Genomic DNA, 16,696 nt, shown 5'->3' with positions numbered 1-16,696 from the left:
GTCAAGTGTAACAAATTAAATGTAACTTCATCTTTATAGCAAATAAGATTACTTTTTGAGCCCAACCAATTCAAATATTGACATTCTCCTCATGGCATGCAAAAATGGCCAACAACGTGCACAGGCAACTGTTTACGATATGTATTATAAAGCAATGTATAACACTGCTTATCGTATTGTAAAGGACGCCATGGAGGCAGAAGATGTTATGCAGGAGGCTTTTTTGAAAGCATTTTCAAAATTAGATTCCTATCGCGGTGAGGTAGCCTTTGGAGCTTGGTTGAAAAAAATTGTTGTTAATCATAGTATTGGTCGCTATCGCATGCTAATGGCACAATCTACAAATCCCTTAGAAGAGGTGCTGTATAAGGTTGAAGCGATTGATGATACAGATGATGAGGCTAATGATTATACCAATATGAAGGCTCAAAAAGTGTTGGAGATCATGGCTACATTGCCTGATAATTATCGAATTGCTTTAACCTTGCACCTAGTTGAGGGTTATGATTATGACGAACTATGTGAAATTTTAGAGGTATCCCCAGGAAACTGTAGAACCACTATTTCGCGAGCAAAAGAAAGTTTACGAAATAAAATGAAGTTGATATGGAACTAGAAAGAGATCATTTTAAAGAGTTGTTTAGCCAACAGGACGATTCCAATTGGAACACCCAGGAGCCGATGACAGGCCACCGAGAACGGTTTATGGCTAGACTAGAAAATAGTGCTGATACACCGAAAAAAAGCACATTTAATTGGTGGAAATCACTTTCCATAGCAGCAAGTTTTGTTGCCCTTGTCTCCTTAGGAATTATGGGCTACTCAATTCAAAAGGAACCTGATTTAGCCTCAGTATCACCAGAGATGTATCAATCTCAACTGTATTTTTCGAATGTGATTCGTCAAGAGGTAACCAAGTTAGAACAAGAACAATCCCCAGAAACCAAACAATTAATATCTGATGCCTTACAACAACTGGAAAAAATAGAATATGATTATTCCCTTTTAAAAGATGAACTAGTAACAAAAGGAGAGGATAAAAGAATCATACAAGCCATGATAGCAAATTTCCAAATGCGTATTGACCTACTTACCACTGTTCTGGATAAAATAGAAGAAGTAAAACAAATTAAACTAAATCCCAATGAAAACATACTATAAAATAGCACTAATCTTACTCGTACTTCCCCTTTCTTTACTAGCTAATGGAAAGATGAATGGTAAATATACCAAGGAAAAAACCATAAAAAAGGAATTTACAGTTAATAAGGATGCCTTATTGAAAATAAACAATAAATATGGGAATCTCCATATTACTTCCTGGGATCAGTCAAGAACAGTAATTGAAGTTCACATAACAACCAATGGGAATGATGAATCTAAAGTTACACAACGCTTAAGTGAAATCGATGTTCTTTTTGAGCATAATCCATCCATGGTTTCAGCCTCTACTAACATTAAGGAAAGTAATTGGAAATGGGGTTGGAAAAACAATAATGTAAACATGGAAATAAATTACATTATAAAAGTGCCCGTGACCAACCGAGCTGACCTGAAGAATAATTATGGTAGTATACAACTCAACAAACTAAATAACACAGCAACTATTATATGTAATTATGGACGTCTGGATATCGGTGAACTTTGGGGAGATCATAACGTGTTAAATTTTGACTACACTTCAAGGTCCGTTATAGGCTTTATGAAAAATGGCAAAATCAATGCTGACTATTCCGGATTTATACTAGAAAAGGCTGGGAAAATAGACCTTAATGCTGATTATACCAATGCTAAAATTGATAGGATAGATTATCTCTCGTTTAATACAGATTATGGAAATTTAACTGTTGATGACGTTGATTACATCTCGGGTAATTTCGACTATCTCACACTTCGTTTAGGAAAGATTAATCAATTTGCTAAACTGGAGGCTTCCTATGGCTCTATAAAGATTGATGAAGTAACAAAGGCTACTAATTCTGTCGCTATTAATTCCAGATATACATCCATACAGCTAGGTTATCAGCCCCAATGGTCGTTTAAATTTAATATCAACTTAAAATATGCCGGACTAAAAGGAGATGAAGAGTTAGATATTCAAAAAAAGAATACCACAAATACCAGCAAATATTGCGAGGGAGAACACCTTTCTGGATCCGCTACTTTATCTATCGATAGTGAATACGGGGGAGTCACCCTTAGAAAACTATAAATTAATCATCAATAAAAATCGAACTAATTATGAAAAAATTAATTTTAATCTGTTTGCTTGCTACCATAAGTACAGTACAGGCCCAATGGTTTCAAAAACGAATCGAAGGCAATGGAGTTGTCACTGTTGAAAAACGAAATACCAGTTATTATAATGCAGTCAATGTAGGAGGCCCATTTGAGGTAGTACTGGTTTCTGGAAAGGAAGGAGCGTTGACTATTGAAGCTGAAGAAAATCTTATGGAATACATAGTGACCGAAGTTAAAAACAATGGACTTTCAGTTCGAATTAAAGACAATGCCAATATAAAGTCTCGAAAAAAAATGAAGGTTACTATTCCTATTAATGAAATCGAAAAGGTAAGTCTGGCAGGATCAGGGAGTATCAGATCCGATTTCACATTAAAATCAACAAATTTCAAATGCACTGCAGCGGGCTCAGGAACTATTAATATTTCCATTGAAGCACAAGAAACACATAGCAATATCGCAGGATCTGGGAGTATCAATATGAAGGGGACAACTCATTACATTGAAGCTGAAGTAGCAGGATCGGGAAGTATTAAGGCCACTGATTTAAATTCCAAAAAAGCGAAAGTGGCCATTGCTGGTTCAGGAAGTGCCTATGTACATGCCAGTGAGGAATTAAAAGCAAAAGTAGCCGGCTCTGGAAATATTTATATTAGTGGAAATCCAGCAAAAGAAGATACTAGTGTAGCGGGTTCAGGGAAAATAAAAAAAATGTAATAAAGCACTTAACAAAACTTAAACCACCCTTTTGTAATGAAGCAATTGGGTGGTTTTTTATATAGTTCAATATCTTTGCAAAAAAGACCTTACACTATGAAATTGGTATTTGCAACCCATAACCAGCATAAATTAGAAGAAGTTCAGGCTATCATGCCTTCTGGTATTACCTTAGTCAGTTTAAATGATATTAACTGCCACGATGACATTCCTGAAACTGCTACTACCTTCCACGGAAATGCGGAATTAAAAGCGAATTATGTATATAAACAATACCAATTAGACTGTTTTGCCGATGACAGCGGTCTTGAAGTGATAGCTTTAGATGGAGCACCTGGAGTCTATTCGGCTAGATATGCCAAAGATGCTAAAAATGGAGAAGACAATATAGATCTATTACTTAAAAATTTAGAAGGAGTAGAACAACGTGAAGCTCAATTTATCACAGTGATAGCTTTACAACTGAATGGTAAGATACACTATTTTGAAGGTATTATTAAGGGAGAAATTACCACCAAAAAAAGGGGGATTAATGGTTTTGGATATGATCCTGTTTTCCAACCTTTAGGCTATGATCAAACATTTGCAGAATTGCCACCTGAAATAAAAAATCGTATAAGTCACAGAGCCATAGCCATTGATAAATTATTGGCATTCCTTAAGACATTATAAAGTAACACCTAGAACTACTCAAGAAAAAAACGGCTATATTTGCCTTTAACTATAACGTTATCGTCACTATGGAATGTATCAGTGTTTTTGATATGCTGAAAATTGGAATTGGTCCTTCGTCTTCACATACGCTTGGGCCTTGGAGAGCTGCTGAAAAATTTGTTGGCGAATTACAAGCCAAGGAATGGATTGACCATGTCAACAGAGTCACGGTAGATCTTTACGGTTCCCTATCACTTACCGGTAAAGGACATGCCACGGACCTAGCTGTGATGTTAGGACTAAGTGGAGCTGATCCGGAATACATTCCTGTCGAGAGTATTGACGTTATCATTTCTGCAATTAAGAATAAAAATGAGCTTTATTTAGGGAACGAAATAATTATTCCTTTTAATCAAGACTCGGATATTGTGTTTCATAGAGAGTTTCTTCCTTTTCATGCCAATGGACTTTCCTTTACCGCCTATACGGATAAAGGAATACATAAGGCTACCTTCTACTCTATAGGTGGTGGGTTTGTTGTCAAAGAAGACACCGCTGATGACACAAGTAACGAAGCCATTGTAAATACATTCCCTTATCCGGTTCATAACGGTAAAGAACTTTTAGAATTCTGTTTAAGTGAAAACAAAATGATTTCTGAAATTGTATATGAGAATGAAAAATCCATGCGTAGCGAAGAAGAAATTCATTTTGAACTATTGCGTATTTGGAATACCATGCTTGAATGTATATACATTGGTTGTCACACTGAAGGTACCCTACCAGGAGGTCTTAATGTACGTCGTAGAGCCTATGATCTTCATAAAAATCTTATTGGTGTATTACCCTACGACAACCCTCAATCATGGCTAGAAACGATTCGAAAAACTGAAGTAAAGTTTCGCCAAATCCTTAAATGGGTTAGTTGTTTTGCCTTGGCTGTAAATGAAGTAAACGCCTCTCTTGGGCGTGTAGTTACTGCTCCAACCAACGGAAGCGCTGGTGTTATTCCAGCTGTATTGATGTATTATATGGTAATTGAAAATCATCAAGCCGATGAGTCTCATATAAAGCAATTTTTAATGGTTGCAGGTGAAATAGGAAGTATCTTTAAAAAGGGAGCTACTATATCTGCGGCAATGGGAGGCTGCCAAGCAGAGATTGGAGTATCTTCAGCTATGGCCGCAGCTGCATTATGTGAATTAATGGGAGGCTCACCAGAGCAGGTGATGATTGCAGCAGAAATTGCAATGGAACATCATCTGGGTCTTACCTGTGATCCCATTGGAGGTTTGGTACAAGTACCATGTATTGAACGTAATACTATGGGAGCCATTAAGGCCATAAATGCTGCAGAACTTGCATTAGAGACCGATCCTAAAAATGTAAAAGTTCCTTTGGACAAAGTAGTCAATACCATGTGGGAAACCGCCAAGGATATGAATACTAAATACAAAGAAACTTCAGAAGGAGGATTAGCTGTGGCTGTTAACCTTTCAGATTGCTAATATTGAATCTGAAATTCACCATCCTTTATAGTTATTGATTGATAATCGGAATTTTTTGCGGTAAAGTTAAAGGTCCCGCTAATGTTTTTATTTTCAATATCGAAATGTTCAATGGAGACACTACCTATATTCCCGGCTGCATAAGTGGTTACGTATCCACTTTTTGTGGCAGATTGTAAGTATCCTGCAACATTGTTCTGGAGATTCTCCTCAGTAACTCCCAAAACATAAGTACCCGTATCCTTAGCATTTAATGTAAAGAAAATGGAGGTACTACTCTCCATATGGGTCGCCACTATATGCAATTGGTTATTGGCCACGACCACATTAGATTCATCGGCTACAAATAGTTTTCCATTTACTACTGCCTTTAGGTAGTGAGCCTCGGCCAATTCTTCAGTTGGATTATCGGAAGTACATGAAGTACATAGTACAAGCACTACCAAACCAACATTTACTAGGGTTGAAAAGATTGATTTCATGACAATAAGATTTTAACAGACATCTCAAATGTAGTGAGTGTTAGCACCTTAGGTCATTATCATTCGGCAAAGTGTATAAAAAAAACTGTTAATAGATGAACTACCTACGAAAAGAAGAATCTACTTACTTTTTAGGTACCCGACGCAACAAAACGATACCCATTGCAAAGAAAACCACTAAAAAAAGTACGGAATTTCTCATAGAACCAGTAATTTGGTCGATAAAACCATAGATTAGCATCCCTACCACGATTCCTACTTTTTCAGCCACATCATAAAAACTAAAAAAAGAAGTAGTATCAATAGTGACCGGTAAAAATTTAGAATAGGTAGATCTTCCAAGGGCTTGTATACCTCCCATTACCAACCCAACCATCACAGCAGTAAGGTAAAAATGAATCGGAAGAGTAATGAAATAAGCTATGACACAAATTACCAACCAAATGGCATTTACAATGATAAGAGTTGGAATATTTCCAAAAACACTTGAGGCTTTCGCCGTTAGCTTCGCACCGATGGCCGCTACTAATTGAATAAGTAATATACTAACGATAAGTCCGGTAGTTTTTTCACCACTTCCACTCCATCGGATTTCTTGTTCCCCAAAATAGGTAGCAACTAGCATTACAGTTTGCACAGCCATACTAAAAACAAAAAAGGCTAAAAGATACCGTTTAAGACGTTTATCTGCCTTAAGCATTACCCACACCTTTCTTAATTCCTTATACCCATTAAATATAATATCTCTAGTCACTTTAGGTCCTTTGTGACCTCTAGGTAAATAATAAAAAGAATACTGACTAAAGGTTAACCACCAAATACCTACAGTAATAAAGGAATACTTCATAGCTTTCATACTAGCTTCTGTCTCATTCCCTGTAATACCAAACACATTGGGATACATCACCATAGCCAAGTTAAAAATCAACAATAGCACACTTCCTAGATATCCTAATATGTATCCTTTAGCACTTAAGGCGTCATGTTGTTCTGGATCCGCTATGTCAGGCAAATAGGAGTTATAAAAAACAATACTACCCCAGAAACCTATAACCCCCAAAAAATACAAAAACATACCTACATATATATTTTCTAAAGAGAACCAATATAATCCAATACAAGATAAGGAACCCAGTGTACAGTAAAACTGCATGAATCGCTTTTTATTTCCCATATAGTCAGCAATTCCACTGAGAAGTGGTGAACCAATTGCAACCACTAGAAAAGCTAAGGCTGTTACAAAACTTACTAAGGCGGTACTTTTAAGTTCCCAACCTAAGAACTCAATATGAGAACTTCCTCTTATGGCAAAAAGTGCTCCATAAAAAATAGGGAAAATGGCTGATACTATTGTTAAACTATAGACAGAGTTCGCCCAATCATAAAAAGCCCAAGCATGTAATAGTTTTGGATGACCCTTCGGTAAGGTAGGTTTCATAGTAGTTAGGTTTGTTAAGTTCAAAAGAAAAAGCTGTTCTAATGAACAGCTTCGAATATACTAATTAATTTGTTTTTGCATGAATTACTTCTGAAAACTAGTTACTCCATATTTAGCAGCTTCTGATTTTGCAGCGGGCGCCCATTCTTGCAAATTGCGGATACGCGTTTCATTAGAAGGGTGTGTACTCAAGATCTCCGGTTGCGCTTGTCCTCCCGCCTGTGACATACGCTTCCATAATTCAGCTGCCTCATCTGGGTTGTAGCCTGCAATGGCCATAATTTGAAGTCCAATACGATCTGCCTGAGTCTCATGACTACGGCTAAAGGGCAACATCACCCCTAAGGTGCTTCCTATTCCATAGGATTGATTAAAAATATTCAAAGTTTTTTCATCTTTTATTGCCACATTACCGAGAACTGATATTCCTTGTTGTGCCATAGAAGCACTCATACGCTGCCCACCATGATTTGCCAATGCATGCGCTACTTCATGTCCCATTACAACGGCAATTCCCGTTTCTGATTGCGTAATAGGTAATATCCCTGTGTAGAATACAATTTTACCTCCTGGCATACACCAAGCGTTTATGGTTTTATCATCTACTAATTTGTATTCCCACTGATAATCTTTAAGGTATCCTTCATATCCATTGGCATTTAACCATCGTTCTGCTGCAGTAGCAATACGCTTTCCTACCTTGGTAATCATAGCAGCTTCTGGTGTACCAGTAATTACCTTATGCTCTTTAAGAAATTGGTCATACTGAGCAAAAGATGTTGGAAAAAGATAATCATTGCCTAAAAAATTGAACGTTTGCTTTCCAGTAAATGGATTCGTCTGGCATCCTACCGCCATTAATAAAAGAGATGCAGATAAAATCAGCTTTTTCATACATAAAGAATTTAGTTCCTTTTAAAAATACAAATATCTTTCCTTTTTTGAATTAATCTACTATTAAAATTCAATTGTTACCCATATAATATCAGCTTGTTTTCGAAAATATGATAGCGTTAATACTTTCTAAAGATTTAAATACCTTTTTGGATTAATTACTAACTTGCACATTGATTTTTCAACAATAAAATGCAAACTAACTCTCCTACAAAGAATTACAGACAAACAGTTGAGATACCGGCTCCACTAATTTTTATTGGAAAAGTGTTACAATTTTTCTCAATCCAATGGGCTGCAAACTATGCCGCAAAGCTTTTCTATACACCCTTTAAATTCAAAGTTCCTAAAAGGGAACTTCCTATGGATAATGGAAGTATTCAGAAACACTATTATGTACCGGCAATTCAAAAAGAAATAATAATTTATGAGTACGGCACAAGCGACAAAAAAATACTATTGTCTCATGGCTGGAGTGGTCGCGGAACACAGTTAGTAAAAATTGCTGACAAACTTCTGGAAATGGGCTATAGTACTGTCAGTTTTGATGCTCCAGGACATGGAAAATCTCAAGGAAAGGCCACTCATATGTTGGAGTTTGTAGCTATAATACATGAACTACACAAAACTCATGGTCCTTTTATGGCCGCTATAGGTCACTCCTTGGGAGGAATGGCCCTTTTAAATGCTATTCATCAAGGACTTCCCATTCCAAAATTAGTTACCATAGGCAGTGGTGATGTTATTGATGACATTATGGATGATTTTATTGAAAGGATGAAGCTAAGACCTGAAGTTGGCCAGGCTATGAGTCGTATTTTTGAAAAACGTATAGGTAAGCCTATGAACAGTTTTTCATCCCATTTGGTTGCTAAACAAGTACACATACCAGTTTTAGTAATTCATGATGTAGATGACATGGAAGTTCCTGTAAAAGCGGCCTATTCCATTCACCAACAGTTGCCAAAGGGGGAGCTCATGATCACAAATCAACTAGGACATCGCAAAATACTTGGCGACAAGTCTGTTATTAATCGTATTGAGTCTTTTGTAAAAATACCTTGTCATGAAAACGTGTTATCTTAACTTAAAAAAAAGTATTCATCGGCTACAACTCTTATGTCTTGTAGGTTGTTTTATAATACCTATCGGATGCCAATCTCAGAGCAGTAAAAGACCTGTTGAAAAGTCTACTGCCAAAACAGACCAAGAGTGGAAGGCCCAATTAACACCCTTACAATATTACGTTCTTCGTCAAAAGGGAACTGAAAAGCCAGGTAATAATCCTTATAATAAATTTTTCAAAGAAGGAACATATCATTGTGCGGCCTGTGATAAACTACTTTATCGCTCAGAGTACAAATATGATAGTGGTAGTGGTTGGCCTGCATTTGATCGTGGAGAATCACAAAATCTGGCCTATGAAAGGGATCATTCTTTGGGAATGGAACGACTTGAAGTTCATTGTAAAAATTGTGGAGGACATTTAGGGCATGTTTTTGACGATGGTCCTCGAAAAACCACAGGTAAACGTCATTGCGTGAATTCTGCGGCTCTTAAATTTAAACCTAAAACCAATGGATAAACCCCTATACCCTATTCGAAAATCTGAAGATGATTGGAAAGATCAATTAGGACCAGAGTCCTACCGTATTTTACGACAAAAAGGCACTGAATTTCCACATACTGGGAAATACAACCTTCACTTTGACAATGGTGAGTATTCTTGTTTAGGATGTGGTCAATTACTTTTTAAAAGTCAATCAAAATTTGAGAGTGGCTGTGGATGGCCTAGTTTTGATCAGGCCGTCGATGGCGCCATTGAATATCTGAAAGATGTTAGTCACGGAATGCAGCGTGTTGAAATAGTTTGTTCACAATGTGGAGGCCATTTAGGTCATGTTTTCAATGATGGACCTACCTCAAGTGGATTGCGATATTGTGTAAACTCTGCAAGCATAGACTTTACAAAATCATAAAGGAAGTATGGTAAACCATACCAATTATCAAACAAAACATACAATGAATACAGAGTATCTATCTAGTGTTATAAAGCAATTTAAATATTACAAACATCTGGGCGATAAGACACTTGAGATGGTAAATGAAGACGAACTTCATTGGCAAGGTGGTGAAGATTCAAACAGTATTGCCATTATAGTGAAACATCTATCTGGAAATATGAAAAGTAGATGGACCAACTTTTTAACTGAAGATGGTGAAAAAAAATGGAGAGATCGGGATGCTGAATTTGTAGACGACTTTGATCCTAAGGAAGGAATTATTGCACAATGGGAAAGTGGATGGAATTGTCTATTTAATGCACTTGAGTCTTTAGATGAAGCGCAACTTTCTGAACTAATTTATATACGTAACCAGGGACATACTGTAGTAGAGGCTATAAATAGGCAGCTTTGCCATTATTCTTATCATGTAGGTCAAATGGTTTTTATCGGAAAATTATTAAAAGGTAGTGAATGGCAATCACTTTCCATTGCAAAAAACGCATCCAACCAGTATAACGCTGAAAAGTTTTCTCAAGAAAAAATAAAGCGTCATTTCACCGATGACCAATAAAAAGGCTCCGTTAAAAAACGAAGCCTTTTTTTGAAAAACTATATGAAAACAATAAAAAAACTCGGTTAGGTTTTTTCTTTCTCTCATTAACAAAACTAGATAAAAAGCCATTTCTAACCTACTGATATTGCTACAATTCGACCTTTAACACCTTTGAAACGACCAACAAAATAGCAGCATCGATGAATAGCTAATAAAAATTAGTCACTGGTATGAAGGTGCTCTCTTTGTTTCTTATAAGGTCGAATAATAAGACGCGCTTCCCTATCAAAGCGAACATAATTATACACCCAATTGATAAACACTACTGCGCGATTTCGAAATCCGATAAGAAAAAATAAGTGAACAAACATCCAAACAAACCAAGCAAAAACACCTTGGGTTTTATAGTTTGGAAAGTCCACTACAGCTTTATTTCGACCTATGGTGGCCATGGAACCTTTGTTTTTGTATATAAAAGGTTTCATAGGTTTTCCCTCCAATAGCAAAAGAAGATTCTTTCCCAAACTCTCACCTTGTTGTATGGCGGGTTGGGCCATCATAGGATGACCAAATGGATACAACTCAGAGTTCATACTAGCCACATCACCTATAGCGAAAACATCATCAAAACCTTCTACCTGATTGAACTTATTTACCTTAAGACGGTTACCTCGTGTGACAAATTCATTAGCATCCAACCCTTTAATAACAGCACCTTTGACTCCTGCTGCCCATATAAGTGTACAGGTTTCAAAAGTTAAGTCGGTAGTTGTTTTAACCGTATACCCATCGTAATCTGTAACCCTAACATGCTTCCATACATTCACACCAAGCTTTTCAAGAAACTTCTCAGCAGCTTTAGCCGCCTGGTCACTCATGGCATCTAATATTTTACCACCGCTTTGCACTAAATTAATTTGCATTTGCCTGATGTCTAAATCAGGATAATCCTTGGGTAAAATTCCCTTTTTAATTTCTGCCAAAGCTCCGGCTAACTCAACACCAGTAGGTCCCGCACCAACGATTGTAAAATTCATCAATGCATTTCTCCTTTTTAAGTCCGTAGTGAGTAAGGCTTCTTCAAAATTTTCCAGTATTAGGCTTCTTAGATTTAACGATTGAGGAATCGTTTTCATCGCCATACTATTAGTTTCTATATTAGAATTCCCAAAATAATTAGTCTGAGAACCAGTTGCTAACACCAGAATATCATATCCTATAGGTCCTATATCAGTATCCAAAGTTTTCGTGGAGGTATCCACCCTCTGAACCATGGCCAACCGAAAGAAAAAATTAGGAAAGTCTTTTAAAATTTTACGAATGGGATAGGCTATAGAATCTGGTTCCAATCCTCCAGTGGACACCTGATATAACAACGGTTGAAAAGTATGATAATTATGGCGATCAAGTAATACTACTTGTACATCACGATTTGCAAGTTTTTTAGCCAATGAAATACCTGCAAAACCACCACCTATAATAACCACACGCGGAAAGTTAGATCTGGGAATATTCATACTTGAAGTTTAATATGCTATAAAGATACTGAGAAGCTACCAGATGGTCAAAGGTATTTTTTGTATGTTTGATGTAACAAAATTCTTCTTTCTACTACCTATTAAATGAAAAATTAGCTTTTGTGAATCGCGAACTAGAACATCTATTTGTAACAGAACTTGAACAGAACCAAAATATAGTTCATAAGGTGTGTAGATTGTATACTAATGATAGTGATTCACACAATGATTTATTTCAAGAAATTACTATCCAACTATGGAAGGCCTATCCTAAATTTCGAGGGGAAGCAAAATTTAGTACTTGGATGTACCGTGTGGCACTTAATACTGCCATTACTTTATACAGAAAATCAAAAACTAGTATTGCGACTCAGGATTTTGAGCCATTAGCCTATAAAATAAAATCTGAAGAATATAATGATGAGGAAGAACAACAACTGACCTTACTCTATAGTGCAATTAAAGAATTGAATGATATCGAAAAAGCACTGGTTTTCTTGTATTTAGAAGACAAAGACTATAGAGAAATTTCAGAAACATTAGGTATTAGTGAAGTAAATGCCCGTGTGAAGATGAATCGAGTGAAAACTAAATTAAAGACTATTTTGAATCCTTAGAAAGATGGATGAATTAGAACTATTAAAAAAAGACTGGAAAATGAAGGAGGCGTCGCTTCCGAAACTTTCTTATGAAAAAATTTACCAGATGATATGGAGACGATCATCTTCAGTGGTAAAGTGGATATTTTATATTAGTATTTTTGAACTTATTTTTTGGTTAGGACTAGATATCCTCTTAAAAATATTCGACCAAAAACCAGCATTAAACATCCCAAATGAGCACTATATTCAGTTAGGTATGAATATCATTATGTACCCTGTTATTCTATACTTCATTTATTCCTTTTACAGAAACTATAAAAACATAACTACCACCAGCTCCGTGAAGGAACTGATGAAGAGCATCCTAAAAACAAGAAGAACGGTTAAATATTATGTATGGTTCAACCTTGGATTTATCTTTTTTGCAAGCTGTATTTTATATACACTTATGTTTATCTATGATCCCGAACTTTCAGGACATATCCAAAATGATTCTACTCTTAAGATCGTAATGCTTATAGGAATATTATTTGTGTCGCTAATGGCAATAATAATCCTCCTTTGGTTATTCTATAAACTTATTTATGGAATACTATTAGGTAAGTTACATAAAAACTACAAAGAATTAGAACGCATGGAAGGAGCTTAAAAGCTCCTTTTTTATGCTATTCTTCTACATTAAACTTTCGTAGCTTATTAAGGGATTCCATTTCAGCAATCTCTTGAGGTGTGAGTACTTTTAAAAATGAAGGATGTTGTTCAATTGCATACTCTATTTTCTCTATTATTGAATCTACACTTTCGTTGTCATAATCAATATCCAGAGGTTTTTTAATTACCATTGATTGTAAAATCCCCTTTTTCTTTATCTGAATTCCTTTTTTATCAAAAGAACGACGGAAACCATCTATAACAATAGGTACTACTACTGGTTTGTATTGTTTAATAATATAGGCAGTACCACGACGAATAGGCTTCCAGGGTTTAGTGGTCCCTTGCGGGAATGTAATTACCCATCCATCATTAAGAGCTATTCCAATATTAGAAATGTCACTCATTTTTACTTGTCTGTTTACCTCTTTACCATCAGCCCTCCAGGTTCGATCTATACTTACTGATCCTGCATAGGCTAACACTTTAGGTAGTAACCCAGATTTCATGGTTTCAGCCGCTGCAACATAATAGATATTAAGCTTCGGATTCCAAAGATAGCCCACATTTTTTATGGAATCTCCCCTACCTTTAAGACTTGCGTTAAAGACATGGAACATGGCTACCACATCTGCAAAATACGTTTGGTGATTAGAAACAAAAAGTACATTTGTTTCCGGTAAATCCTTGAAAATTTCTGAACCCTCAATTTGCAATTGATTAAAACCACGATATCGACGATGCGTAAGCACTCCAAATATCCTAATAAGCCATTTTTTTAGAAAAAGGATATGACCAAAAGGATTACGTTTAAAAAAACCCATTATTACGTTTGCTTTTTATGAAACAGAATTGCAAAATTACAAAATATTGCCCTTACATCGCTTTAATAACAAGTTCTTTTATCTCGCTGAGCATCATGGCAGTAGCTCCCCAAACCGAATAACCTGAAAGATTATAGGTGGGAACTTCTATATTTTCAGCGTAAGAAGTATGCATAATTTCACTTACTACATTACTTGGATCTAGGAGCATACTTACAGGCACTTCAATAAGTTTTTCTACTTCACTTTCCTGAATAATGAACTGTGGTTTATGGTCTGAAAATCCAAGAAATGGCTGTACAATAAAATTACTTGGAGGAATATACACCTGACTCAAAGATTTCACCACCGTTACCGAATGAGATTCCACCCCTACTTCCTCGTGGGTTTCTCTAAAGGCTGTTGCTAATAAATCTTTATCAAACACTTCCGCTTTACCTCCAGGAAAACCAACCTGATTTGAATGGACACCTTGATATGTTTTACGTAGAATAAGTAATAAAGTGGCCAAATTATTCTCAGATGGGTAACACAGTGCCATAACTGCTGCTATACGTGGATCCCTTTCACTTAATTTAACAGACTTCAATTGGGCGATCCGCACTAACGGTGACATTTTAAAATGGGCTTCTTCTCCGGGAAGTTCCAGATTTTGTATTTTTGAAGCCAAGTGTTTAAAATCATTAAAATTCATGAGAAGTTACTTCCATACCCTATTTGCAATATTACTACTAATTTTTGTCTCTTCTTGTAATCAATCCAATAAGCAGTCCAGTAAAGTTGAAAAAACAGAAACAATAGAGGAAAGTGTTTCTACGAATAAATCTCCTGAATTAAAACCTGATCCAAAGGAAGATAAGCAGGAAGAAGAAAAAGAAGAAGTTGAAAAACTCACTGTAAAAAGTGCGATTCCCTTTTTCTTCGAATATGAAAAAAAGAATCCAGAAACCAAAGTAAGAATCAAAACAAGTTATGGAAACATCGATATTGAATTATTCAAAGAAACACCATATCACAGAGCTAACTTTATTTTCCTAACCAAAAATGGCTATTTCAATGGCACTTATTTTCATAGAGTAGTGAAAAACTTTATTATCCAAGGTGGTAATTCAGATGAGGCCAGCACCCAAAAGAAGCGATTTAAAATTGGCCAATACTTACTTCCTCCTGACACTAAAAAAGGATTTAAGCACCATAGAGGAACCATTTCAATGCCTAGCAGTGATATTGACAATCCACATCAATTGGCCTCTCCCTATGAGTTCTTTATAGTAAATCAATCACCAGGAGCTTATCATTTAGATGGAAAGTACTCTGCTTTTGGGCGTGTCATTGCTGGTATGGATGTGGTTGATGCCATTAATAGTATACCAACTGATGATGGAGAATGGCCAGTAAAAAATGTTAGGATGGAAGTGATTATTCTTGAATAATTACTGAATGGTGGGTAATCTTAAAGAATACTTTACTGCCAAAAGTCGAATTCCAATGACAATAGTGGCTGTCAGTACATAAATAAGTTGAGAAGGAAACCCTAACCACAACATGGTAAAATAAAAAACCCCTCCAACTATACACGCTGTTGCATATACTTCTTTACGGAAAATCACTGGTATTTCATTACACAGAATATCACGTATCACTCCTCCAAAACTCGCGCTCATAGTACCTATAGCTACAGAAATTATAGGATGTAGGTCTGTAGCAATACCTTTTTCTATACCAATGATCGTAAATACACCTAAACCAATGGTGTCAAATAAAAAAAGAGACTTTCTTAAATAGTCTATTTTCCTTCTGAAAAAGATGGCAAATAGGGTTCCTACAATGACAATATAGACATAATCTAGGTTCTCCATCCAACCCACCGGTGTATGTCCTATTAAAACGTCTCTAAGTGTTCCTCCTCCTAATGCAGTAACAAAAGCAATTATAAATATACCAAAAGGATCCAGGCGCTTATTCATAGCGGCTAAGGCCCCTGAAATGGCAAATACAAAAGTTCCAATACTATCTAGAAAGAAAAACATACCCTATAAAAGAATTTGGGCAAAGATATTATAAAAAAAAGACACCTTTTAAAGTGCCTTTTTTTTGTGCGATCATGAATTCATTTACATACTTTGATCAAGCCATGCTTTCATCATCCAAATGGTCTTTTCTTGCTCTGAAATAAAATCACTCATCATGGAGTTGGTTCCTTCATCATTGGCATCACCAGACATCTCCAAAATATTTCGTTCAATCTTTAATAATTCTGAAAGTGAATCTACCACCAATTGAACAGACGCCTCATCATTACTTACATTTTTTCCCACAGGAACAGTAGTCTTGGTTATATAATCATTAAAAGTATGCAGCGGTGTACCTCCCAAAGTGAGTACTCGCTCAGCAATCATATCAACCTTTAAGTTTGCATCTGTATAAAGTTCTTCAAATTTAACATGAAGATCAAAAAAACGCTTGCCTCTAATATTCCAATGAATCCCTCTTAAATTCTGATAGTATGTTTGAAAATTCGCCAAGAGGGTGTTCAGTTGATGTACCATTGCTTCTGTTTTTTGGACATCAAGACCTAAACTATTGTATTTCATATCTTTATATTTTTA

The 16,696-nt window shown here is 36.0% G+C and carries 21 protein-coding genes; 13 read left to right on the top strand and 8 right to left on the bottom strand.

Features of this window, described 5'->3' with window-relative positions; genetic code table 11:
• Positions 1-91: 91 nt before the first annotated feature.
• The 6 genes from PT603_RS04355 to PT603_RS04330 all read left to right on the top strand — a co-directional run bounded on the left by PT603_RS04355 (position 92) and on the right by PT603_RS04330 (position 5,120).
• On the top strand, positions 92-616 hold the full coding sequence (locus tag PT603_RS04355) for an RNA polymerase sigma factor (RefSeq protein ID WP_008239182.1): 525 nt from the start codon (positions 92-94) through the stop codon (positions 614-616).
• The gene (locus PT603_RS04350; protein ID WP_008239184.1) at positions 607-1,161 is read left to right on the top strand and encodes a hypothetical protein; all 555 of its coding nucleotides are present in this window, start codon (positions 607-609) and stop codon (positions 1,159-1,161) included. Before PT603_RS04355 ends, PT603_RS04350 begins: the two co-directional genes overlap by 10 nt.
• Positions 1,145-2,212 (top strand): hypothetical protein, encoded by a 1,068-nt coding sequence (locus tag PT603_RS04345; protein WP_008239186.1) that lies wholly within the window; start codon positions 1,145-1,147, stop codon positions 2,210-2,212. The genes PT603_RS04350 and PT603_RS04345 overlap by 17 nt, the downstream gene beginning before the upstream one ends.
• A 29-nt stretch (positions 2,213-2,241) precedes the next feature.
• Complete coding sequence (locus PT603_RS04340) at positions 2,242-2,958, top strand: head GIN domain-containing protein (protein ID WP_008239188.1); 717 nt, start codon at positions 2,242-2,244, stop codon at positions 2,956-2,958.
• A gap of 96 nt (positions 2,959-3,054) precedes the next feature.
• Positions 3,055-3,630: a non-canonical purine NTP diphosphatase gene (locus tag PT603_RS04335; protein ID WP_040488691.1), complete on the top strand. Its 576-nt coding sequence runs from the start codon at positions 3,055-3,057 to the stop codon at positions 3,628-3,630.
• A gap of 68 nt (positions 3,631-3,698) precedes the next feature.
• Positions 3,699-5,120: an L-serine ammonia-lyase gene (locus PT603_RS04330; RefSeq protein ID WP_008239191.1), complete on the top strand. Its 1,422-nt coding sequence runs from the start codon at positions 3,699-3,701 to the stop codon at positions 5,118-5,120.
• On the opposite strand, the gene PT603_RS04325 is transcribed toward PT603_RS04330, so the two are convergent.
• From PT603_RS04325 to PT603_RS04315, 3 genes are all read right to left on the bottom strand, one after another.
• Positions 5,117-5,602, bottom strand: coding sequence for a Riean_0653 family protein (locus PT603_RS04325; protein ID WP_008239194.1), 486 nt, complete (start codon positions 5,600-5,602; stop codon positions 5,117-5,119). The genes PT603_RS04330 and PT603_RS04325 overlap by 4 nt on opposite strands.
• 124 nt (positions 5,603-5,726) lie before the next feature.
• On the bottom strand, positions 5,727-7,040 hold the full coding sequence (locus PT603_RS04320; protein WP_008239195.1) for an MFS transporter: 1,314 nt from the start codon (positions 7,038-7,040) through the stop codon (positions 5,727-5,729).
• 84 nt (positions 7,041-7,124) lie between these two features.
• Positions 7,125-7,934, bottom strand: coding sequence for a M48 family metallopeptidase (locus PT603_RS04315; protein ID WP_008239197.1), 810 nt, complete (start codon positions 7,932-7,934; stop codon positions 7,125-7,127).
• A 192-nt stretch (positions 7,935-8,126) separates the two neighbouring features.
• Here PT603_RS04315 and PT603_RS04310 point away from each other — a divergent pair, with 192 nt between their 5' ends.
• Genes PT603_RS04310 through PT603_RS04295 form a run of 4 tightly spaced genes read left to right on the top strand, consistent with a single transcriptional unit; the run spans position 8,127 to position 10,511 of the window.
• Entirely contained in the window at positions 8,127-9,020 is an 894-nt protein-coding gene (locus tag PT603_RS04310) for an alpha/beta hydrolase (protein WP_008239199.1), read from the top strand.
• Entirely contained in the window at positions 9,001-9,519 is a 519-nt protein-coding gene (msrB, locus tag PT603_RS04305; protein WP_008239201.1) for a peptide-methionine (R)-S-oxide reductase MsrB, read from the top strand. Before PT603_RS04310 ends, msrB (PT603_RS04305) begins: the two co-directional genes overlap by 20 nt.
• On the top strand, positions 9,512-9,913 hold the full coding sequence (gene msrB, locus PT603_RS04300) for a peptide-methionine (R)-S-oxide reductase MsrB (protein ID WP_008239203.1): 402 nt from the start codon (positions 9,512-9,514) through the stop codon (positions 9,911-9,913). The genes msrB (PT603_RS04305) and msrB (PT603_RS04300) overlap by 8 nt, the downstream gene beginning before the upstream one ends.
• A 43-nt stretch (positions 9,914-9,956) precedes the next feature.
• The gene (locus PT603_RS04295; protein WP_040488693.1) at positions 9,957-10,511 is read left to right on the top strand and encodes a DUF1572 family protein; all 555 of its coding nucleotides are present in this window, start codon (positions 9,957-9,959) and stop codon (positions 10,509-10,511) included.
• A gap of 200 nt (positions 10,512-10,711) precedes the next feature.
• On the opposite strand, the gene PT603_RS04290 is transcribed toward PT603_RS04295, so the two are convergent.
• Positions 10,712-12,010: an NAD(P)/FAD-dependent oxidoreductase gene (locus tag PT603_RS04290; protein ID WP_008239207.1), complete on the bottom strand. Its 1,299-nt coding sequence runs from the start codon at positions 12,008-12,010 to the stop codon at positions 10,712-10,714.
• A 122-nt stretch (positions 12,011-12,132) separates the two neighbouring features.
• On the opposite strand from PT603_RS04290, the gene PT603_RS04285 reads away from it, so the two are divergent.
• Together PT603_RS04285 and PT603_RS04280 are read left to right on the top strand one after the other, a co-directional pair.
• The gene (locus tag PT603_RS04285) at positions 12,133-12,627 is read left to right on the top strand and encodes an RNA polymerase sigma factor (RefSeq protein WP_008239208.1); all 495 of its coding nucleotides are present in this window, start codon (positions 12,133-12,135) and stop codon (positions 12,625-12,627) included.
• A 4-nt stretch (positions 12,628-12,631) separates the two neighbouring features.
• Positions 12,632-13,261, top strand: coding sequence for a DUF8845 family protein (locus PT603_RS04280; RefSeq protein WP_008239209.1), 630 nt, complete (start codon positions 12,632-12,634; stop codon positions 13,259-13,261).
• Between the two features lie 16 nt (positions 13,262-13,277).
• Here PT603_RS04280 and PT603_RS04275 read toward each other — a convergent pair whose 3' ends face one another.
• Both PT603_RS04275 and PT603_RS04270 read right to left on the bottom strand, forming a co-directional pair.
• Entirely contained in the window at positions 13,278-14,087 is an 810-nt protein-coding gene (locus PT603_RS04275; protein ID WP_008239210.1) for a lysophospholipid acyltransferase family protein, read from the bottom strand.
• A gap of 52 nt (positions 14,088-14,139) precedes the next feature.
• Positions 14,140-14,781 (bottom strand): NUDIX hydrolase, encoded by a 642-nt coding sequence (locus PT603_RS04270; RefSeq protein WP_008239211.1) that lies wholly within the window; start codon positions 14,779-14,781, stop codon positions 14,140-14,142.
• Here PT603_RS04270 and PT603_RS04265 point away from each other — a divergent pair.
• Positions 14,780-15,520: a peptidylprolyl isomerase gene (locus tag PT603_RS04265; RefSeq protein ID WP_008239212.1), complete on the top strand. Its 741-nt coding sequence runs from the start codon at positions 14,780-14,782 to the stop codon at positions 15,518-15,520. The genes PT603_RS04270 and PT603_RS04265 overlap by 2 nt on opposite strands.
• On the opposite strand, the gene PT603_RS04260 is transcribed toward PT603_RS04265, so the two are convergent.
• Both PT603_RS04260 and PT603_RS04255 read right to left on the bottom strand, forming a co-directional pair.
• Positions 15,521-16,117 carry a trimeric intracellular cation channel family protein gene (locus PT603_RS04260; protein ID WP_008239221.1) on the bottom strand — a complete coding sequence of 199 codons (597 nt, stop codon included), beginning with the start codon at positions 16,115-16,117 and terminating at the stop codon, positions 15,521-15,523. It lies immediately after the preceding gene.
• Positions 16,118-16,201: 84 nt separating this feature from the next.
• Complete coding sequence (locus PT603_RS04255) at positions 16,202-16,681, bottom strand: Dps family protein (RefSeq protein WP_008239224.1); 480 nt, start codon at positions 16,679-16,681, stop codon at positions 16,202-16,204.
• Positions 16,682-16,696 lie beyond the last annotated feature (15 nt).

The sequence above is a fragment of the Imtechella halotolerans genome, assembly GCF_028743515.2.
GTDB classification, from domain to species: domain Bacteria; phylum Bacteroidota; class Bacteroidia; order Flavobacteriales; family Flavobacteriaceae; genus Imtechella; species Imtechella halotolerans.
The sequence above is the reverse complement of the archived record's forward strand: the minus strand, read 5'-3'. Positions and strand labels throughout refer to the sequence as shown.